Annotated in this window: 19 protein-coding genes; 12 read left to right on the forward strand and 7 right to left on the reverse strand. The window is 72.2% G+C overall.

Features of this window, described 5'->3' with window-relative positions; genetic code table 11:
- Positions 1 to 87: 87 nt before the first annotated feature.
- Positions 88 to 540: a gamma-glutamylcyclotransferase family protein gene (locus LHA35_RS07160; RefSeq protein WP_226606331.1), complete on the forward strand. Its 453-nt coding sequence runs from the start codon at positions 88 to 90 to the stop codon at positions 538 to 540.
- On the opposite strand, the gene LHA35_RS07165 is transcribed toward LHA35_RS07160, so the two are convergent.
- The 3 genes from LHA35_RS07165 to LHA35_RS07175 all read right to left on the reverse strand — a co-directional run bounded on the left by LHA35_RS07165 (position 535) and on the right by LHA35_RS07175 (position 3,322).
- Complete coding sequence (locus LHA35_RS07165; protein ID WP_226606333.1) at positions 535 to 1,779, reverse strand: MFS transporter; 1,245 nt, start codon at positions 1,777 to 1,779, stop codon at positions 535 to 537. The genes LHA35_RS07160 and LHA35_RS07165 overlap by 6 nt on opposite strands.
- A gap of 8 nt (positions 1,780 to 1,787) precedes the next feature.
- Positions 1,788 to 2,123, reverse strand: coding sequence for a PRC-barrel domain-containing protein (locus LHA35_RS07170; RefSeq protein WP_226606334.1), 336 nt, complete (start codon positions 2,121 to 2,123; stop codon positions 1,788 to 1,790).
- Positions 2,124 to 2,710: 587 nt separating this feature from the next.
- Positions 2,711 to 3,322: a class I SAM-dependent methyltransferase gene (locus LHA35_RS07175; protein ID WP_226606336.1), complete on the reverse strand. Its 612-nt coding sequence runs from the start codon at positions 3,320 to 3,322 to the stop codon at positions 2,711 to 2,713.
- Between the two features lie 382 nt (positions 3,323 to 3,704).
- Between LHA35_RS07175 and LHA35_RS07180 the strand changes: the two genes are divergently transcribed.
- The 4 genes from LHA35_RS07180 to LHA35_RS07195 all read left to right on the forward strand — a co-directional run bounded on the left by LHA35_RS07180 (position 3,705) and on the right by LHA35_RS07195 (position 7,177).
- Complete coding sequence (locus tag LHA35_RS07180) at positions 3,705 to 4,625, forward strand: DMT family transporter (protein WP_226606339.1); 921 nt, start codon at positions 3,705 to 3,707, stop codon at positions 4,623 to 4,625.
- 111 nt (positions 4,626 to 4,736) lie between these two features.
- The gene (locus LHA35_RS07185) at positions 4,737 to 4,991 is read left to right on the forward strand and encodes a hypothetical protein (protein ID WP_226606341.1); all 255 of its coding nucleotides are present in this window, start codon (positions 4,737 to 4,739) and stop codon (positions 4,989 to 4,991) included.
- 199 nt (positions 4,992 to 5,190) lie between these two features.
- Positions 5,191 to 5,931 carry a transposase gene (locus tag LHA35_RS07190; protein WP_226606343.1) on the forward strand — a complete coding sequence of 247 codons (741 nt, stop codon included), beginning with the start codon at positions 5,191 to 5,193 and terminating at the stop codon, positions 5,929 to 5,931.
- Between the two features lie 139 nt (positions 5,932 to 6,070).
- Positions 6,071 to 7,177 (forward strand): DSD1 family PLP-dependent enzyme, encoded by a 1,107-nt coding sequence (locus LHA35_RS07195; RefSeq protein WP_226606345.1) that lies wholly within the window; start codon positions 6,071 to 6,073, stop codon positions 7,175 to 7,177.
- A 177-nt stretch (positions 7,178 to 7,354) separates the two neighbouring features.
- On the opposite strand, the gene LHA35_RS07200 is transcribed toward LHA35_RS07195, so the two are convergent.
- Positions 7,355 to 8,482: a D-alanyl-D-alanine carboxypeptidase family protein gene (locus tag LHA35_RS07200; RefSeq protein WP_226606347.1), complete on the reverse strand. Its 1,128-nt coding sequence runs from the start codon at positions 8,480 to 8,482 to the stop codon at positions 7,355 to 7,357.
- A gap of 438 nt (positions 8,483 to 8,920) precedes the next feature.
- Here LHA35_RS07200 and LHA35_RS07205 point away from each other — a divergent pair, with 438 nt between their 5' ends.
- The 4 genes from LHA35_RS07205 to LHA35_RS07220 all read left to right on the forward strand — a co-directional run bounded on the left by LHA35_RS07205 (position 8,921) and on the right by LHA35_RS07220 (position 13,058).
- Entirely contained in the window at positions 8,921 to 9,442 is a 522-nt protein-coding gene (locus LHA35_RS07205) for a phasin family protein (protein ID WP_226606349.1), read from the forward strand.
- 286 nt (positions 9,443 to 9,728) lie between these two features.
- A complete protein-coding gene (clpS, locus tag LHA35_RS07210; RefSeq protein WP_226606351.1) occupies positions 9,729 to 10,076 on the forward strand; it encodes an ATP-dependent Clp protease adapter ClpS in 348 nt (115 codons plus the stop codon).
- 219 nt (positions 10,077 to 10,295) lie between these two features.
- Positions 10,296 to 12,641, forward strand: a complete 2,346-nt coding sequence (clpA, locus tag LHA35_RS07215) for an ATP-dependent Clp protease ATP-binding subunit ClpA (RefSeq protein WP_226606353.1) — start codon at positions 10,296 to 10,298, stop codon at positions 12,639 to 12,641.
- A gap of 84 nt (positions 12,642 to 12,725) precedes the next feature.
- A complete protein-coding gene (locus LHA35_RS07220; RefSeq protein WP_226606528.1) occupies positions 12,726 to 13,058 on the forward strand; it encodes a carboxymuconolactone decarboxylase family protein in 333 nt (110 codons plus the stop codon).
- Positions 13,059 to 13,188: 130 nt separating this feature from the next.
- On the opposite strand, the gene LHA35_RS07225 is transcribed toward LHA35_RS07220, so the two are convergent.
- From LHA35_RS07225 to LHA35_RS07235, 3 genes are all read right to left on the reverse strand, one after another.
- On the reverse strand, positions 13,189 to 13,734 hold the full coding sequence (locus tag LHA35_RS07225; RefSeq protein ID WP_226606355.1) for a phosphatase domain-containing protein: 546 nt from the start codon (positions 13,732 to 13,734) through the stop codon (positions 13,189 to 13,191).
- Positions 13,731 to 14,168 carry an NUDIX hydrolase gene (locus LHA35_RS07230; RefSeq protein WP_226606357.1) on the reverse strand — a complete coding sequence of 146 codons (438 nt, stop codon included), beginning with the start codon at positions 14,166 to 14,168 and terminating at the stop codon, positions 13,731 to 13,733. The genes LHA35_RS07225 and LHA35_RS07230 overlap by 4 nt, the downstream gene beginning before the upstream one ends.
- A gap of 117 nt (positions 14,169 to 14,285) precedes the next feature.
- Positions 14,286 to 16,235: a PhoX family protein gene (locus LHA35_RS07235; protein ID WP_226606359.1), complete on the reverse strand. Its 1,950-nt coding sequence runs from the start codon at positions 16,233 to 16,235 to the stop codon at positions 14,286 to 14,288.
- Positions 16,236 to 16,482: 247 nt separating this feature from the next.
- On the opposite strand from LHA35_RS07235, the gene LHA35_RS07240 reads away from it, so the two are divergent.
- The 3 genes from LHA35_RS07240 to LHA35_RS07250 all read left to right on the forward strand — a co-directional run bounded on the left by LHA35_RS07240 (position 16,483) and on the right by LHA35_RS07250 (position 19,852).
- Positions 16,483 to 17,568: an AI-2E family transporter gene (locus LHA35_RS07240; RefSeq protein WP_226606361.1), complete on the forward strand. Its 1,086-nt coding sequence runs from the start codon at positions 16,483 to 16,485 to the stop codon at positions 17,566 to 17,568.
- 83 nt (positions 17,569 to 17,651) lie between these two features.
- Entirely contained in the window at positions 17,652 to 18,830 is a 1,179-nt protein-coding gene (locus tag LHA35_RS07245) for an epoxide hydrolase family protein (RefSeq protein ID WP_226606363.1), read from the forward strand.
- Positions 18,827 to 19,852, forward strand: coding sequence for a zinc-binding alcohol dehydrogenase family protein (locus LHA35_RS07250; protein ID WP_226606366.1), 1,026 nt, complete (start codon positions 18,827 to 18,829; stop codon positions 19,850 to 19,852). The genes LHA35_RS07245 and LHA35_RS07250 overlap by 4 nt, the downstream gene beginning before the upstream one ends.
- Positions 19,853 to 19,861 lie beyond the last annotated feature (9 nt).

Consider the following 19,861-nt stretch of genomic DNA (forward strand, 5'->3'; position numbering starts at 1 on the left):
GGTCGGGACGTCATGTGCCCGGCTTGCAGGCGCCACCGGCGGCGCCGGACGCCGCGGCCATGCACCGGCCTCCACGCGGAAAACGGCATGACACTGCCCCTCTTCCTCTACGGCACGCTACTGCGGCCGGCGGTGCTGGACCGCATGGCGGGCGAGCGGGGCCTGGCGCGCCGGCTCCGCCCGGCCCACCTGCCGGGCTTTGCGCGCGTGATGCTGCGCGGCACGCCCTATCCGACGCTGCGGCGCGATCCCGGCGCGGCGACCGCGGGCGCGTTGCTGCGCTGCGGGCCGGTGGCGCTCGCCCGGCTGGCCGCCTATGAGGGCGCCTCCTACCGGCTGGTGCCGGTCCGGGTGGAGACGGAAAGGGGACCGCGGCGCGCCCGTGCCTGGGTCGCGGCGCGCTGGCGGGCGGCGGAGACGCCCTGGCCGTGCGGCTGCGGGGGCCGGCCTTCCTGGCCCGCCACGACGGTGGCCGGGGCCACGGTCCTTCGGGCAGCGGCGGGCCGGCAGTCCCCACCCCATCCCGGCCCCTGCCTATGAGGGGCTGCGTTCGGGCCTGAGGGCGATCGGTGCCACTGGCTCCGGCGCGGCCGGCGGCGCCGGCCGGGTCTCCGGCATGGCCAGCAGCGCGAGCAGGACGGCCAGCAGCCCCGCCCCGGCCAGGGCGAGGAAGGCCGCGCCGACGCCATAGCCCGCCGCCACCGCGCCTGCCGCCGCGGTGCTCACGGTGGCGCCGATGCCGTTCGCCAGGCCGAAGACCCCCATGCAGGTGTTGAAGCGGTTGGTGCCGCGCGTCAGATCGGCCGCGACCAGCGGCAGCAGCACGCCGAGCGTGGCGGCGCCGAGCCCATCCAGCGCCTGCACGAGCACGAGCGCGACGGGCTCCTCGACCTGCGACAGCAGCAGCCCCCGCACCGGCAGGGCACCGAGGCCGATCAGCAGGACCAGCCGGCGGCCGCGGCGCTCGGCCAGCCGGCCCACCCAGGGCGAGATCACGGCGACGACGAGCTGCGGCACGACGATGCAGGCGGCGATCACCAGATTGGCCATGGACCCCGCCCGCGCCGTCACCTCCGTGCCCACCAGCGGCAGCATGGCGGCGTTCGAGAGCGCGAACAGGGCGCAGCAGGCGGAGAAGACCAGCACCCCGCGATTGGTGAGGAGGGTCCGGAAGCCGCCCTGCCCGGCGGCTTCCGCCGCCTGCGCCGCCTCCTCCCTTGGTGCCAGCTCGGCGGCGCGGATGCGGGACAATGCCGCCATGGCCGGCAGGGTCAGGGCCGCGGTCAGCCAGAAGACCGCGGCGCCCGAGACATAGGCGCCGACCGCCCCCATGACGCCGGCCGACAGGCCGTTGCCGATCGCCCGGTAGCGGGCATTGCGCCCCAGCCGCTCGCCGAGCCCGTTCCGGCCGACCAGGGCGAGGCTGATGGCGGCGACGGCGGGGGCGAGCACGCAACTGGCGAAGCCGTGCAGCACCAGGGAGAACAGGACGGGCAGGGGCGCCGGCCAGGCCGCCAGCAGCAGGGCGCTGAGGGCGAGGCTGACCAGCGCCGCGAGGGCCGCGAGGCGCTTGCGCGGCGTTGCATCCACCACCGCGCCGGCGGGCACCTGGCTGATCATGGCGGTGAAGGCGCCGACGCTGAGGGCGAGGCCGATCTCGAATTCCGTCCATTCCTGCGCCGCCAGGTAGACCGCGACGAAGGGTCCGAAGCCGGTCTGCACATCGGCGATGAAGAAGTTCAGCCAATCCAGCCCGCGCGCGCTCCGCCGGTCCGCCATGCTCGGCGCTACTCCGGGGCCTGGCGCGGCGCGCCCGCCGCGGGCGGCGCCTCGGCCTCAAGTGGCGGGACCGCAGCGAGGATGGGGGCGTCCGGCTTGTATTCGGGGAAGTTCTTCAGCTGCTCCCGGTCCAGCTCGAGCGTGACGGCGCCGGTCGTCGCGCCGGGCGTGAAGCGCAGCGCGCGCCAGGCCACGGCGATCCGCCGCTTGCCGACGCCGAGGAAGCCGCCATAGTCGAGGATGGCGGCGCGGGGCTCCCCCGCGGCATCCACCAGCAGGTTGACGACCTGGGCGACCACCTCCCCGGTCTTGTCCTTCACCTCCCGTCCGAGCAGGCGGACCACCGAGTCCGGGGCGATCCCTTCGCCCTGCGCGGGCGGCGCCGACGGGGCGCGCGGCGTCTCCTGCGCCCGCAGGGCCGGCGCCCAGGCCAGCAGGCAGAGGGCCAGAGCAGATCGCGGGAGGGCATGAACGCCCGGGAGCGAGACTCTGCGCGGAAAACGAGGAGCACCAGCGGATGGGCGTTCAGACATGAACGCAATCCGCTGCAGGCCGAGCCCGCCGCGGCGCCGGCCCGGGACGCGCGGACCCGCATCGGGACGGGGGGCGGGACCATTGCGGCATGGCGGTGCGGGGAAGGCAGCGATCCGGGCGGCGGCCATCGGATCCTCCGTTGCGCGTGGCGAGTGGCCGTTGAACAGCCGTGGCGCCGGGTCGTTCCCGCCGCCGTCGCCGCCCCGGGGGGCGCCCGCCGGCACGACCGGACGCGGCGCCGGTCGGTCGCCCAACCCGGGCGTCATGCCAGGGGACTGGCCCGGCGACGGGCCGCCGGCCTGCCGCGCCATCCGTCGCGCCCCGTCCCGATGCGGCCGGCCGACAGCGCGCGCCGATCCGCCGGCAGGCGGCGACAGCCCGGGCGCACCGGGTCGGATCAGGTCGCGGCCTTCCGGAAGGCGACCTGCCAGTGCCAGTTCCAGGGCACGAATTCGAGCCGGCGCCGGTAGATGGTGGTGAAGGCGTCGATCGCCAGCTTGGGGCAGCCCAGCGCATCCACCTCCGCCGGCGGCTCGCGTGACCAGAGATAGTCGTCGCAGAGGATGACGCCCCCCGGCACCAGCAGGCGGAAGGCGAGCACGAGGTCCGCCAGCACGTCCGGCGCCTCATGCGAGCCATCGATATAGGCGAGGTCCACCGCCGTGCCGCGGGCGATCAGCGCCGAGAGGCCGGAGAAGCTGTCGCCCCGCAGCACCTCGGCCTGCCCGGCCTGGCCGCTCTCCTCCAGATTGGCGCGGAACCGCTCGAACAGGCCGGCGGTCTGCGCCTCCGAATGCTCGGCGCCGCCCGCGAAGGTGTCGATGCAGGTGATGCGGCTTTCCGGGTGGCGCAGAAGGTTCTGCAGGAACCAGAGGGTGGAGCGCCCCTCGAAGCAGCCGATCTCCACCACCCGGCGCGGTGCCGCGGGGTCCCAGCCGAGCAGGTGGAAGAACAGTTGCTCCCATTGCGGGAAATGCCCGCTGACCCAGTCCTCCGTGAACCGCGGCATCGGCTGCTCCTCCCCTGGCTGGATGGGCGCGCCGGAACACCCCGCCCACGGGGAGGGCCCGGCACGACGAAGGTTACGTCCGCCGGGGCGTTTCGTTCCATGCCCGGGGCGGGGAGGGCGCTGTCCGCCGCCCACCGCCCGTCGGCGGCCATGCCGCCCGGACCGCACCGGGGTGGCGCGGCGCCATGGCCTGTGCCGCCGGCAACGCATGCCCCGCCCCCGTCGGGATGCGCGCCCGGCGCGCGGCTGCTACAGCAGGCCGCGGGCAGGCAGGAATGCCCGGGCGCGACCCCGCGACCCGAAGGATCACCACGGCGGAGCGGCACCCGGCGGCGAGCCCCGCCCCTCCGCCGGAGGCCGCGGCGCACGGGAACCCCAGGCCATGCAGAACACCCCCCAGGCACCAGACCGGCGCGGCCCCTTCGACCGGGCCTGGCTGCTGATGATGTTCCCCGCGCTCTTCTGGTCGGGCAACGCCATCGTCGGCCGCGCCGTGGCCGGGGAGGTGCCGCCCATCGCGCTGGCCTTCTGGCGCTGGGTGGTCGGCGCCGCCATCGTGCTGCCCTTCGCCTGGCGCCACCTGCAGGCCGACCTGCCGGCCATGCGGCGGCACTGGCGGGTGATGCTGGCGCTCTCGGTGCTCGGCGTCGCGGTATTCAACACCTGCCTCTACATCGCGGCGCAGACCACCACCGCGCTCAACATCGTCATGCTGCAGACGGCCATGCCGGTGCTGATCGTCCTCGCCTCCTTCCTGATGTTCCGCGAAGGGGTCAGCGCGCGGCAGGGCATCGGCATCGCCGTCTCGCTGGCGGGCGCGCTCGTGCTCATCACCCATGGCGACCCGGCGGTGCTGGCGCGGCTCGCGCTGAACCGCGGCGATGTCTGGATGCTGGCGGGCATCGCCAGCTACGCCGCCTATACCGCCCTGCTGCGCCAGCGTCCCGCCGTGCACGGGCTGAGCTTCGTCGCCGCCACCTTCGTCACCGGCGCGGCGCTGCTGCTGCCCTTCCATGTCGCCGAGACGCTGGCCGGCCGGCCGCTGCCGCTCACCGCGCCCGCCCTGCTGGCGATCCTCTATGTCGCGGTCTTCGCCTCGGTCCTCGCCTATCTCTGCTACAACCGCGTGGTCGCCCTGGTGGGGGCGAACACCGCCGGCCTCGCGGTGCCTCTCGTCCCGGTCTTCGGCACCATCCTCGCCATCCTCCTGCTCGGCGAGCGGCCGCGGGCCTACCACGCCATCGGCATCGGGCTGATCGCGGCGGGCATCTGGCTGGCGCAGCGGCGGGCGCGCCGGGCCTGAGGGCGGGGCGCCGCCCCGCAACCCCGCCAGAAGGGCGCTGCTCCTCCGGGCACCCCGCCAAGGGCCGAAGGGCCCTTCGAACCCCGGGGTCTGCTTGTCGAACCGGAGTGAGTGCATTTCTTACGGATTCTTGGTGTCGGGCCAGGTCGTCGTCAGGAAGCCATCGCCGCCGCCCTGCTGGAGCAGCGCACCCTGACCGCCCTCTACAACACCCGCGGCCGGCCGGAGGGTGCCTCGCTCGATCACCTGCGTGCCGCCCTCGATGCCGCCGTCGCCGCCGCCTATGGGTTTCCGGCCGATATCGCGGAGGAGGAGGCGCTCTCCCGCTTGCTCGCGCTCAACCAGGCACGGGCGGGGCGGGGCTGACCGCCCGCCCTCCCGCGCGGGAGGGGCAGACTCCTGGTTTCCAAAGGCCCTTCGGCCTTTGATGGGTGGCCCGGGAGGGCAAGGCCCTCCTGGCGGGGTCGGCGGTACGGCTGCCGACGGGCGGAGCCCCGTTCTCCTTGCATTTTTTCCTATCTTCTGGTTTCGTTCCGGGTCCCGCTCCCCCAGCCGGACCGCCCCCATGCCCCGCCGTCGCCGCCGCCCCGCCGAGACCATCCCCTCCGAGATCCTCCCGCCGGATTTCCTGCTGCGCCATGACCTGGTGCGCCGGCTGTATCTGGACCCGCTCACCGGCCTGACGCCGCCGCGGCCTTGGGCGCCGCTGACCGATGCGGAATGGGCGGTGCTCGCCCCCATCCTGGCGGCGCAGGGCTGCGGCCTCGGCGGGCCGTCCCGGCCCGGGCGGAAGATGGCGGATGTGCGCGCCCGGCTGGATGCGGTCTTCCGCGCCGTCACCCTGAAGCGGCCGGACAGCCGGGGCGGCGGGCGGGCGCCCTGGTCCGCGCTGCCGGAGGGGTTCGGGAAGGCCGACACCATCTCCCGCACCTATCGCCGCTGGACGAAGGCCGAGCTCTGGATGCGGCTGCTGCGGGAGGCGGCGGCGCCCGGCGCGCCGGCGGCGCTGGCCGGGCTGCTGCACCGGATCTGCTGCGCCTTCCGCCGGGGCGTGCGGATCATGGGGCTGCGGGCCATCGTGCTGGCGCGGCGGCTGCGGCTGCACAGCGCGCTGCCGGCGCCCTCGCAATACCTGCCGGACCCGGATTTGTCCGAAATTTACATGCCGGTCTGTCTGCGCGCGGCAAAATATATGCTGGCGCATCCGCACTGGCGGCCACCGCGGGCCCTGCTGCGGTTGCTGCAGGCGATGCACCGCTTCATGGGCGGCCGCAGCCGGATCTCCCCCTCGCTGGAGCCGGCGTGAGGCGCGGCAGGCGCCGAGGGGAGGGGCAGGGGCCTGCCTGCGGTGACCTTTGCGCCAGATCATGCGTGGCGGGTCGCCGGCGGCGGCAGCATGTGGCTCTTTTGCCGCCACCACGTCGCAGATCCGGAGTCGCACGCCCATGCTGCAGCCGCCGCCCGCCGAGCCGGGCATGATGGAGGAGGAGGTCGACACCCCCGCCCTGATCCTCGACCTGGATGCCTTCGAGGCCAATCTGGACGCCATGGCGGCGCTGCTGGCGCCGACGGGCGTGAAGCTGCGCGCCCATGCCAAGACCCACAAATCGGCGGTGATCGCCCGGCTGCAGATGGCGCGCGGCGCGGTCGGGCAATGCGTGCAGAAGGTGGCGGAGGCGGAGGCGCTGGCCTGGGGTGGCGTGCCGGACATCCTGGTGAGCAACCAGGTGGTGGGGGCGGCCAAGCTCGCGCGCCTGGCCGCCCTGGCCCGCATCGCCGAGGTCGCGGTCTGCGCCGACGACCCGCTGCAGGTGGTGGAGATCGCCGCGGCGGCCGAGGCGGCCGGGGTGCGCATCCCCGTGCTGGTGGAGATCGATTGCGGCGCCTCCCGCTGCGGGGTGGAGCCGGGGCCGGAGGCCGTGGCGCTGGCGGAGCGGATCGCGGCCAGCCCGCATCTGCGCTTCGGCGGGCTGCAGAGCTACCACGGCAGCGCCCAGCACAAGCGGACGCCCGGGGAGCGGGAGGCGGCGATCGCCCATGCCGCCGAGGTCACGCGCCGGACGGTGGAACAGCTTCGCCAGCGGGGCCTCGATTGCCCGATCGTCGGCGGCGGCGGCACCGGCACCTTCGCGCTGGAGGCCGCGAGCGGCGTCTATACCGAGATCCAGGCGGGGTCCTATGCCTTCATGGATGCCGATTATGCGCGGAACGAGGCGCCGCCGCCCTTCCGGCAGAGCCTCTTCGTGCTGAGCACGGTGATGAGCCGGGCGATCCCGGGCGTCGCCGTGCTGGATGCCGGGCACAAGGCGGTGGCGGTGGATTCCGGCCTGCCGCTGGTGCATGGCCGGCCGGGGCTGCGCTACGTCTCCGCCTCGGACGAGCATGGCAAGCTGCTGGTGGAGGACGGGGCGGCGCCGGCCCTGGGCGACAAGCTGCGGCTGGTGCCCGGGCATTGCGACCCGACGGTGGATCGCTACGACTGGTATGTCGGCGTGCGGCAGGGGCGGGTGGAGTGCCTCTGGCCGATCGCGGCGCGCGGGGCGATGGCCTGAGATGGCGCGGCCCGCGTCCTTCCCTGGCGGGGGACGCGGCGGCGCGGCCGGCGATGTCCGAAACCGGCCGCCCTGGCCGGGGCGGCGCTAGGCCATGCCCACCCACCGGGAGGCCGGCACGCCCGCGCGGCGGGCGTCGGGAGGCCAGGGCGCCCGCGGGGCGGGCGCCGGGCGGTGTCAGCTGGGGCGCCGCTTGGCCGCGGCGGCGACCGGCTTGGCCGCGGGTTTGGCAGTGCCGGAGGCCGGGCGCCTGGCCGGCTGGGCGGCGCTACGGCCGCCGCCATCGCCCTGCTCGATCCGGGCGGATTGCCGGGCGGGCTTCACCGAGGTCACGCGCAGCAGGGTGGCGCGCGGTGGCGTGGCCCGGGTCTGCGGTGCGGCGCGGGTCTGCGGCGCGGCGCGGCTGGCGGTGACCGCCGGCTTTGCGGCGGCCCGGGCCGGACGGGCGGCGACGCGCGTGACGGGGCGGGCGGCCTGCGCGCCGGCGACCACGGTCGGCATGCTGCGGCGGGCCACCATCGTCTCGCGCGGGGAGACGCCCATGGTGGCGAAGCCCTGATCGAGCAGCGCCATCATATGACGGTCGCGCTCCCGGCCCGTGCGGCCGCCGAAGACGGCGGCGATCAGCCGCACGCCGTCCCGCTGCACGCTGGCGACCAGGTTGAAGCCGCTGTCATTGACATAGCCGGTCTTGATGCCGTCCGTGCCGTCATATTCCTGCAGCAGGCGGTTGTGGTTCCAGTAGGTCCGGCCGCGGAAGACGAAGTGCGGTGTCGAGAAGTAGGAATAGCGCTCGGGGAAGTCGCGGATCAGCCGCTGGCCCAGCAGCGCCATGTCGCGGGCCGTCGAGACCTGGTCGAAATCCGGCAGGCCGGAGGCGTTGCGGAAAGTGGTGTTGCGCATGCCGAGCGAGCGGGCACGCAGCGTCATCATCTGGGCGAAGCGATCCTCGGAGCCGCCGCCCAGGAACTCGCCCAGCGCGGCGGCGGCGTCGTTCGCGGATTTGGTGACCAGGGCGAGGATCGCTTCCTCGACCGTGATGGTCTGCCCCGCCACCAGGCCGAGCTTGGAAGGCGACATGGAGGCCGCCGAATAGGAGACGCGGATGGGCGAGGAGAGCTCGATCCGGCCGTCGCGCAGGGCCTCGAAGGCCATGTAGACGGTCATCATCTTGGTGAGGGAGGCGGGGTAGCGCCGCTCATCCGGGTTGGCGGCGATGAGCGTGTTGCCGTTCCGGGCATCGACGACGATGGCGGCGTATCGGTCGCTGCCTATCTGTGCGATGGCTGGTGTTGCGATCCCCAATCCACAGGCGAGTGTGAGGGCACTGATGGCCCTTGAGCGCCAGAACGCGCTGGTCCCCGACATAGGCAGCCCCCTGATGCGCGGCACCGCCCCCCCGGCATGCCTGCGAATCCATGACACGATACGGTGCCAGCACCGCGACTGTCCACTGGAATGAAGGAGGAACCTTTATGAAGCAATAACTTGCGTTCGAGAGGTGCAGTGTCCTGTCAGGCTTTCGCCGCTGGCGCGATGCAACGGGGCGCCGTGAGTTTCAAGCCTCGCAATAGTGTGATGAGAGCCGTTTTTGTGCAGCGCAAAAAATTCTTGCCGCTGCATCGGGCAGTCGTCTAAAAGCGGTGATGTTGCAGTGCAGCAAAGCGGCGCACCCAGTGGGGCATCACCCGACCAGCGCCAAACGGAAGTGAGGCGAAGATGGCGGTGCGGAGGAGCAAGGCGATGGCGACGGCAACCGAGGCCAAAGTGGCTGACGTGAAGAAGCTGGTCAACGAGGCGGTGACTGAGACCGCCCCGAAGGCCCGCAAGACCTTTGAGGCGAGCGCCGCCGAGGCGCAGGTGACCGTGGAGAAAACGATGGACCAGGCGACGAAGACGACCGAGGGGCTGTTCAAGGCGGCGGAAGAGGCGGCGGAGTTCTCCCGCGGCAATCTCGAGGCGATGGCGAAGGCGACCCAGGTCTATGTCGCCGGCGTGCAGGACCTCAGCAAGCAGACCTTCGCCATGGTGCAGGGCCTGGCCGACCACACGGTCGCCGGCGCCAAGGCGCTGACCACGGTCAAGAGCCTGAAGGAGGCCGCCGAGATCCAGACCTCCTACACCCGCGCCGCGCTGGAGAAGTCCTTCGCCGAGACCGCGAAGCTGCAGGAAGCCGCGCTGAAGCTGGCCGAGGCGTCCTTCGCGCCGCTCTCCGCCCGCATGACGCTCGCGGTCGAGAAGTTCGGCAAGCCGCTCGCCGCCTGATCAGGCGGTCGCGGAGGCCCCGGCCGCTGCGGCCGGGGCGTGAGTTGACGGGCCCGGACCGGGCCGCCGGCCCCCATTCCGGGGGCGGGGCGGCCCGGCCGGGCCCTTCTCGTTTCCCCGGGCGGCTCTTCCGCTCGTGGCTGCCGGCGCCCATATCCTGCGGCAAGCCTGCGCGTGGCACTTCACCTTGCGACGCGCGCGGCGGTATCCTCCGCGCCGGGACAGGTTTCGGCCGGCCCCGGGATGCCCTTCAGCCAGGCGAGCCCCCTGTCCACCAGGAATACCGATGAGCGACCAAGACAAGCGACCGAACGGAGGGAACACGCCCGGCGACACCACGCCGAATACCGGCGTCGTGGTGAAGACCCGTCCGCGCACCAAGAAGCCGGCGATGTACAAGGTGCTGATGCTCAACGACGACTACACCCCGATGGAGTTCGTCGTGCATGTGCTGGAACGCTTCTTCCAGAAGAACCGGGAGGAGGCGACACGAATCATGCTGCACGTGCATCGTCGCGGGGTCGGCGTCTGCGGCGTCTACACCTATGAGGTCGCCGAGACCAAGGTCACGCAAGTGATGGACTTGGCCCGGCAGAACCAGCATCCTCTCCAGTGCACCATCGAGAAGGAGTAGCCCGGCCGGTCGTTCCGGCTGCGGTGACGCAGGAATGACACCATCGCGGCGCACGATCCTGGAATGATCCCGGCGAGGTCAGGCCGTCACGCGCCGCCCACCCCGCCGAACGGCGGGGATGCCCGAGGGAGCCGGAGCGCCAAGATGTTCAACTGGGGGAACCCCCGCCGTCCCCGGGCGATGACCGGGACGTCGGTTCTCATTGGGAGCGTCTCTAGCATGCTGTCACGCAACCTCGAGCAGACGCTCCATCGCGCCCTCGGCCTCGCGAATGAACGCCGGCACGAATACGCGACACTGGAGCACCTCCTCCTCGCCCTGACCGACGACACCGATGCGGCCACGGTCCTCAGGGCCTGCGGCGTCGACAACGACAAGCTCAAGCGCGACCTGACCGAGTTCCTCGACAAGGACCTCGCTGGCCTCGTCACCGAGCGGGCGGGCGACCCGAAGCCGACCGCCGGCTTCCAGCGCGTGGTCCAGCGCGCCGCCATCCATGTGCAGTCCTCCGGCCGGGACGAGGTGACGGGCGCCAATGTCCTCGTCGCCCTGTTCTCCGAGCGCGAGAGCCATGCCGTCTACTTCCTGCAGCTGCAGGACATGACCCGGCTGGATGCCGTCAACTTCATCTCCCACGGCATCGCCAAGGCCCCCGGCCGGGCGCAGAGCCGCCCCGTCCAGGGCACGCCCACCAGCACCCCGAACGAGGAGCAGGAGAAGGAGGAGAAGCCGGCGCGCGGCCGCGGCCAGGACGCCCTCTCCAACTACTGCGTCAACCTCAACAAGAAGGCGCAGCAGGGCAAGATCGACCCGCTCATCGGCCGCGACAGCGAGATCGAGCGGACCATCCAGATCCTCTGCCGCCGCACCAAGAACAACCCGCTCTATGTCGGCGATCCCGGCGTCGGCAAGACCGCCATCGCGGAGGGCCTGGCCAAGCGCATCATCGAGGGCGACGTGCCCGAGGTGCTGGGCAAGTCCACCATCTTCGCGCTCGACATGGGCAGCCTGCTCGCCGGCACCCGCTACCGCGGCGATTTCGAGGAGCGGCTGAAGGCCGTGGTGAACGAGCTGGAGCAGCAGCCCGGCTCCATCCTCTTCATCGACGAGATCCATACGGTGATCGGCGCGGGCGCGACCAGCGGCGGCGCCATGGACGCCTCCAACCTGCTGAAGCCGGCGCTGGCCCAGGGCACGCTGCGCTGCATCGGCAGCACTACCTACAAGGAATACCGCAACTACTTCGAGAAGGACCGGGCGCTCGTCCGGCGCTTCCAGAAGATCGACGTGAACGAGCCCAACCTCGAGGACGCGGTCAAGATCCTGCAGGGGCTGAAGACCAACTACGAGAAGCACCACAAGGTCCGCTACACGCCGGAAGCGATCCGCGCCGCCGTCGAGCTCTCGGCCAAGTACATCCATGACCGGAAGCTGCCGGACAAGGCGATCGACGTGATCGACGAGGTCGGCGCCTCCCGCATGCTGCTGCCGGAGAACAAGCGGCGGAAGACCGTCACGCTGAAGGATGTCGAGGAGATCGTGGCGAAGATCGCCCGCATCCCCCCGAAGACCGTCAGCAACGACGACAAGGAGACGCTGAAGACCCTCGAGCGCGACCTGAAGGCCATGGTCTTCGGGCAGGACCGGGCGATCGAGGCGCTCTCGGCGGCGATCAAGCTCTCCCGCGCCGGGCTGCGCGACCCGGAGAAGCCGATCGGCAACTACCTGTTCTCCGGCCCGACCGGCGTCGGCAAGACCGAGGTGGCGAAGCAGCTCGCCAAGACGCTCGGCATCGAGCTGATCCGCTTCGACATGTCGGAATACATGGAGCGGCACTCGGTCTCCCGGCTGATCGGCGCGCCGCCGGGCTATGTCGGCTTCGACCAGGGCGGGTTGCTGACGGACGCCATCGACCAGCACCCGCATGCGGTGCTGCTGCTCGATGAGATCGAGAAGGCGCACCAGGACCTGTACAACATCCTGCTGCAGGTCATGGACCACGGGAAGCTGACCGACCACAACGGCAAGACCGTCGATTTCCGCAACGTCATCCTGATCATGACGACGAATGCGGGCGCGGCGGACATGGCGAAGCCGGCGATCGGCTTCGGCAGCCCGGTTCGCGTCGGCGAGGATACCGAGGCGATCCAGCGCATGTTCACGCCGGAATTCCGCAACCGGCTGGACGCGGTGGTGCCCTTCTCCGGCCTGACGCCGGAGATCGTCGGCCGGGTGGTCGAGAAATTCGTCATGCAGCTCGAGGCGCAGCTCGCCGACCGCAACGTGACGATCGAGCTTTCCTCCGCCGCCAAGGAGTGGCTGGCGGAGAAGGGCTTCGACCCGCTCTACGGCGCGCGGCCGCTGGCCCGCGTGATCCAGGAGAACGTCAAGAAGCCGCTGGCCGAGGAGCTGCTCTTCGGCAAGCTGGTGAAGGGCGGCGCGGTGAAGGTGAACCTGAAGGATGGCGAGCTGGCCTTCGAGTATGTCGAGGCCGCGCCGCCCGCCCTGCCCAGGCCCGAGGAGGGCGATGGCGAGGCGGAGAAGGAGCCGGAGGTGGCCGAGTAAGCGGCCATCCGGCATGGTGTTGCGGGCGGGCGCGGGGGCATCCCCCGCGCCCGTTCCGTTTCAGGGGAGAGACGCATGAGCGCGATCAAGGAATGGGACGCCTACAACGCCGCGGCGCGGGAACAGGGGAAGGCGCTGAACGCGCTGCACCCCGAACTGGTCAAGGGCTTCGGCGCCCTGAACCGCGGTGCCGCCACCACGAAGCACCTGGATGCGAAGACCCGGGAGCTCATCTCGCTCGCGGTTGCCGTCACCACGCGCTGCGACGGCTGCATCGATGCGCATGTGCGCAAGGCGAAGCATGCCGGCGCGACGAAGGAGGAGATGGCCGAGGCGCTCGGCGTGGCGATTGCGCTCAATGCCGGCGCCGCCTTCACCTATGCGCTGCATGTGCTGGATGCGGCAGGCGAGGACTGACGCCGTCCCGCATTGATGCTGCCGCAGTGATGCGGCCCTGGGCGCCGGCGCCACCTGCGGCGGCCTGGCTGCGCGGCCTGCGCCGCGGGCCGCGGGCGCGGCCTGAGCCGTCGCCCATGCCGCCTGCAGGTCAGGAATTGCGCCGGTCGGCAAGGGATCCGGGCCGGTTCAGGCCCGGTGCTGGCCCGGTGGAAGGGCAGGGGGCGAAGCCCCCCGCCATCACGAAGCCTTCCTGCTCCGGGGTCTCGATTGCCCCCGGCCGCGCGGCACGGACCATCGCAATGGCCTGGCCGGGGGCGATGCCGGCCTCCAGCAGCAGGCAGGCCGCGACTGTCCCGCTGCGCCCGAGGCCGGCGGCGCAATGCACCGCGACATGGCCGCCCGCCGCCCATACCGACCGCAGGGCCGCGGCGATGCCGGGCCAGGCCGCCCGTGCCGCCACGCCCGGCGGCCGCATGTCGGGGATCGGCAGGCGGTGCCAGGCAAGCCCGGCGCCAGCCGCCGCCCCGGGCAGGCCGGGCGGGAGTTCCGCTTCCTCCAGCAGGGTCAGCAGGTGGGTGGCGCCCCAGACGCGGATGGCGGCGAGGTCCCCCGCCAGCGTGCCGCCGCGGCGGCCGGGACAATGGGTGATGCCGAGCAGGCCGCCGCCCGGCAGCGGCAGCGCATCGATCCTCACGCCGCGGTCGGTGCCGCCAGGCTCAGCATGAGGCTGCCGAGCCCGCCTTCCTGCACCGCCGCGGCCGCGTCGGGCAGGCTGAACCAGCGGCGCTCGCGTTGCCCTTTCTCGGGCCAGTCCTCCAGCAGTTGCTCGACCTCGAGCGCGAAGACCTCGACCTCGCAGGTCACGCTGGCACCGTCGCGCAGGCGCTTGGCATAGGCGTAGCGGCCGATCGGGGCCGAGGCGACGCGGCCGCGGATCCCCGCCTCCTCATAGGCTTCCTGGGCGGCCTGGTCGGCAGGGCTGTGCCGCTTCTCCACCCAGCCCTTCGGCACGACCCAGCGCCGGGTCTCCCGGCTGGTCACCAGCAGCACGAACAGGTCATCGCCCCGGCGGGAGAGGGGAAGGGCGGCGCATTGCCGGCGGCGGGCGGTGCTGGTTCGGCGCGACATCGTTTGACCGAGGCTACGCATGCGTGAGGTCGGACATCTACGGATAACTTGCCTGTACGTTGCTCCCGTGGCGAGAATTGATGATGCGGACGCGCAATTTCCAGGGTCGCCGGGGTATCAACCGATCACGCTGCCATCCTTCCGCACGATCGCGATGATGGAGGGGCGGGGCGGCGCCCCCTCACGAAAGTCGGGCCAGCGGGTGGTCGGGCGGTCGAAGGTGCTGCCCGTGTCCTCCCCCGGATGCTGGATGGCGAGGAAGAGGGTCCGCTCATCCGGCGTGAAGCACGGCCCGCAGACCTCCGCCCCGGCCGGCGCCTGGTAGAAGAGGCGGGTCAGGGCGCGGCCCGGCCCCACCGTGTCGGCGGCATAGAGGCCATCCGCAACGCCGGAGGTGATCGGGGCGCCATCGGTCGCGATCCAGATGCGCCCCTTGCTGTCGAAGGCGCAGTTGTCGGGGCAGGAGAGCCAGCCCTCGTTGCTCAGCGCCCGGTGGTACTGGGTGCCCGGGTCGATCCCCGGCTTGCCGGCGGCGAGGAAAATGCCCCAGCGCGCCTCCTCCGCGGCATGGTCCACGCGGCCGGTCCCGGCGCCGGGCGGGATGATCTCGACGATATGGCCGTGGATGTTCGCCGGGCGCGGATTGGCCGCGTTCACCTGCTCCGCCTTGCGGCTGCCGTTGTTGGTCAGCATGACATAGACGCGGCCGGTCACCGGGTTGGCCTCGACATCCTCCGGCCGGTCCATCGGCGTCGCGCCCAGCAGGTCGGCGGCGCGGCGCGCCTCGATCAGCACCTCGGCCTGGGAGGCGAAGCCGTTCGCCTCGGTCAGCGGGCCCTGGCCATGCACCAGCGGCAGCCAGCGCATGGTCCCGTTCGCCTCGAACCGCGCGACATGGAGCGTGCCCGCATCCAGCAGGTCGCGGTTGGCCGCGGGGTCGCCTGGGGTCCAGGGCCGGGCGGTGACGAATTTATAGACGTATTCGAAGCGCTCATCGTCACCCGAATAGAAGACGACGCGGCCATCGGCGCTGATGGCATGCGTCGCGCCCTCATGCTTGAAGCGGCCAAGGGCGGTGCGCTTCACCGGGACGCTCTGCGGGTCATAGGGGTCGAACTCCACCACCCAGCCGAAGCGGTTCGGCTCGTTCGGCGTGCGGTCGAGGTCGAAACGCGGCTCGTGGCGGCCCCAGCCATAGACCGGATCCTTCAGGATGCCGTAGCGCCGGTAGGCCGCGGCCTGCGGGCCGGCGGTCGCCGCCTCCCCGCCGAAATAGAGGTTGAAATTCTCCTCGGCGGTCAGGACGGTGCCCCAGGGGGTATTGCCGCCGGCGCAGTTGTTGAGGGTGCCGCGCACCCGCGTGCCGGCCGGGTCCTCCTCCGTCCGCAGCCGCGGATGTCCGGCGGCGGGGCCGCTGATGCGCATCGGCGTCTCCGCTGTGATGCGGCGGTTCCAGCGGCTGTCCCTCACATAGGACCAGCGGCCGCCTTCTTTCCTGAGTTCGACCACCGAGAGGCCATGCGCCGCGCGCTCGACCGCTGCCTGTCCGGCGGTGACGCGCGCCCGTGCCTCCCGCCCGCTGCCGAGGCCCGGAAACATCAGGTTGGTGTTGGTATATTCGTGGTTCACCACCAGCAGGCCGCGATCCGAGGCGCGGGATCCTTGCGGCAGGGGGAAGAAGTCGAGGTAGTCGTTATTGTAGCCGAATTGCCGGGCCTGGGCCTCCGGCGTCTGGCGGTGCGGGTCGTGCTCCGGCGCATCGGCCAGGATCGGGTCGCCCCAGCGGATCACCAGCTGGATCTCATGCCCTTCCGCGACCGCGTCGCGCTGGGCGAGTTGGTGGCGCAGCTCGGGGAAGGTGAGGCTGGAGGGGCCGCCATTCGGGGTGTTGCCCGTATCCTGCGCCGCGGCCGGCAGGGCCGGCAGCAGGGCCGCGGCCGTGCCGCCGAGCAGGCCGCGGCGCGAGAGGCGCTCCGCGATCAGCGCCCCGATCGGCCGGCGCGGATCGGGGTTGCTGCCGATATCCTCGATCTCGACGGGCGGGTTGCTGCGGTCGCGCTCTTGCATGGTGTTCCCGGAGGTTGGCGGCCTGGATGCGGCGCGACTCAAGCGGCTGCCGCCGGCCAAGTCCAGCGACCGTACCGTGACACCGCCCGGCGCGCCGTCCCCTGGCGGCAGCGCTGGACAGCCTGCCTGGCTCGGGATGGAATCGCGGCGGTTGCGCCGGCTGGCCCGCTTTCTCGGACCATGCCACCAGGCCGGACCCTCGCCCGGCCCAGCGGGTCCTGGCGCGCAAGGGGGGGGAGAGCGGCGAATGCCGGATGACCTGAATCGGACGTCGGACGGGCGCCAGACCGTGGCGCTGATCGAGCGCAGCATCGCCCTGCTGCTGGTCCTCGGCCTGCTCCTCGGCGTGCTGGCGATCCTGCGGCCCTTCACCACCGCCATCCTGTTCGGCGGGGCGCTGGCCATCGCCGCCTGGCCGCTGCGCCAGGCGCTGGTGCGGCATGGCCTTCGCCGCGGCCTGGCGGCGACGCTGCTGTTGCTGCTCGCCATCCTCCTCGTCGCGCTGCCCGTCCTGGCCCTGGCACCCGGCCTCGCGGATCAGCTCGGGCACGGGGCGGCGCAGCTGCATGCCTATTTCGCCGCCGCGCCGGAGCGCCCGGCCTGGCTGGCGCGCCTGCCGGCCATCGGGGAAAGGGCCGGCAGCTTCTGGGACGAGGCGGTGCGCGCCGGCGGCGATCTCGGCATCCTGCTCGCGCCCTATTCCGCGACGCTGCGCCAGGCCGTCCTCGGCGTTGCCGGGGCGCTGGCCGACAGCGCCGTGCAGGTCATCCTCTCCCTGGTCGTCGCCACCATGCTCTGGAGCCAGGGAGAGGCGCTGGCCGCGGCGCTGCGCGAGATCTTCCGCAATCTCGGCGGTGCCGCCGCGGAACGCGCGCTGGAGGTCGCGGCCGGAGCGGTGCGCGGGGTCGGCTATGGCGTGGTGGGGACGGCGGTGGTGCAGGCGGTGCTGCTCGGCCTCGGCCTTGCCATCGCCGGCGTGCCCGGTGCGGCGATGCTGGGCTTCGTCGCGCTGCTGCTCGCCATCAGCCAGATCGGCGCGCCGCTGCTGATCCTGATCTGGGGCGGGGCGGCCCTCCGGCTGTTCCAGCAGGACCAGCCGGTCTGGGGCGCCTTCGTCATCGGCCTCGGCCTCTTCGTCGGCACCATCGACAATGTCCTGAAGCCCTGGCTGATCGGCTTCGGCGTCCGCATGCCGATGTCGTTGATCATCCTGGGCGTCTTCGGTGGCTTCCTGGCCTTCGGCTTCCTCGGGCTGTTCATCGGCCCGGCGGTGATGGCGGTGGCGACGACGCTGCTGCAGGCCTGGCGGGAGGCGGCGCGGCGCGACGCCTGAGCGGCAGGGACGGGCCGCCGCGCCGGGCTTCCCGACGGGACGGAGCCGCGCCATCCTGCCGCCAACCCAGGAGGACCCCGCCCATGGCAGCGCAGCCGCAGCCCTTCACGCTGGCCGTGCCCGACCCGGCGCTCGCCGACCTGACCGAGCGCCTGGTGCGCACCCGCTTGCCGGACCAGGCGCCGATTCCCGCAGGTGGCGACCCCTGGGCCTATGGCACCAATGCCGCCTATCTCGCCGACCTCATCGCCTATTGGTGGGACGGCTTCGACTGGCGGCGCCAGGAAGCGGCGCTGAACGCCTTTCCCCAATACAAGGTGCCGCTGCACGGCATCGACCTGCATTTCCTGCATGTGCCGGGCAAGGGGCCGAACCCCACGCCGCTGCTGCTGATGCATGGCTGGCCCGGCTCGGTCTTCGAGTTCCTCGACATCATCCCGCGCCTGACCGACCCGGCCGCCTTCGGTGGCGATCCGGCGGATGCCTTCACCGTCATCGCGCCCTCGCTGCCAGGCTACGGGCTGTCCTTCGCGCCCGGCCAGAAGCGCTTCGGCATCCAGGACATCGCGGATTGCCTCGCCGCGCTGATGACCGAGGTGCTGGGCTACCGGCGCTTCGCCGCGCAGGGCGGCGACTGGGGCGGGTTCACCGCCTCCTGCCTCGGCGCCACGCATCCCGAAAAGCTGCTCGGCATCCACATCAACCTGCTGGCCATCCGGCGCGACCCGGCGCTGGCCCAGAGCGACGACCCGGCGGAGGCGCGCTACCGCGCCGAGCTGGAGCATTTCCTCAAGGAGAATACCGGCTACCAGTGGATCCAGGGCACGCGGCCGCAGACGCTGGCCGCCGCGCTGACCGACAGCCCGGCCGGCCTCGCCGCCTGGATCGCCGAGAAATTCCACGCCTGGACCGACCATGACGGCCGGATCGAGAGTGCGGTGGACCGCGACCGGATGCTGGCGAACATCTCCCTCTACTGGTTCACCGGCTGCATCGGCGCCTCCTTCTGGCCCTACTATGCGCGGATGCACGGGCCCTGGCCGATCCCGGAGGGGAAGACGGTGGACGTGCCGACCGGCTACGCGCAATTCCCGCGCGAGATCCTGCGGCCGCCGCGCAGCCTCGCGGCGCGGACCTACACGGATATTCGGCGCTGGACCGAGATGGGGAAGGGCGGGCATTTCGCGGCGCTGGAGCAGCCCGCGGCGCTGGCCGGGGAGGTCGCCGCCTTCTTCCGCGCGCTGCGGGAGGACAAGGCATGAGGGCCGTCGGCTTCACGCGGAAGGCGCTGCCGATCGAGGATCCCCACGCGCTCGAGGATCTGGTCCTGCCCGATCCCGGCCCGCCGCAAGGGCACGACCTGCTGGTGCGGGTCCAGGCCGTCTCGGTCAATCCGCGCGACATGAAGAGCCGCATGAGCTTCGAGGCCGCGCCGGAGAAGCCGGTGGTGCTGGGCTATGACGCGAGCGGCGTGGTGGCGGCGGTGGGGCCGGACTGCACCCTGTTCCGCCCGGGCGATGCGGTGATCTATGCCGGCGTGCTCGACCGCCAGGGCTCGAATGCCGAGCTGCAGCTGGTCGATGAGCGGATCGTCGGCCGCAAGCCGGCGAGCCTCGACCACGCCGCCGCGGCCTCCCTGCCGCTGACGGCGCTGACCGCCTGGGAGATGCTGTTCGACCGCCTGCGCATCCCGCGCGATGCGGAGGGCGCCGGCCATGTGCTGCTGGTAATCGGCGGGGCGGGCGGCGTGCCCTCCATCGCCATTCAGCTCGCCCGCGTGCTGACGCAGGTGACGGTGGTGGCGACGGCGTCGCGGCCCGAGAGCGCGGCCTGGGTGCGGCAATGCGGCGCGCATCACGTGGTGGACCACAGCCGGCCGCTGCCGCCGCAGATGGAGGCGCTGGAGGCCGGGCCCTGCCCCTGGATCTTCTCCACCCACACGGATGCCGCCCGCTGGGCGGAGATGGCGATGATCCTGGCGCCGCAGGGCAGCATCGGCCTGATCGACGACCCGGAGCCGCTCGACCTGCGGCTGCTGAAGTTCAAGAGCGCGGCGGTGCACTGGGAGGCGATGTTCACCCGGCCGATGTTCCGCACGAAGGACATGGTCCGCCAGCACGAGATCCTGGACGAGGTCGCGGCGCTGGTCGATGCGGGCAGGCTGCGGCCGACCAGCGCGCGGAATGTCGGCCCGATCAACGCGGCCAATCTGCGCCGCGCGCATGCGGCGATCGAATCCGGCCGGGCGGTCGGCAAGATCGTGCTGGCGGGGTTCGGGGGATAGGGGCCGCCG

It is taken from the genome of Roseicella aerolata, assembly GCF_020523605.1.
GTDB lineage: Bacteria > Pseudomonadota > Alphaproteobacteria > Acetobacterales > Acetobacteraceae > Paracraurococcus > Paracraurococcus aerolatus.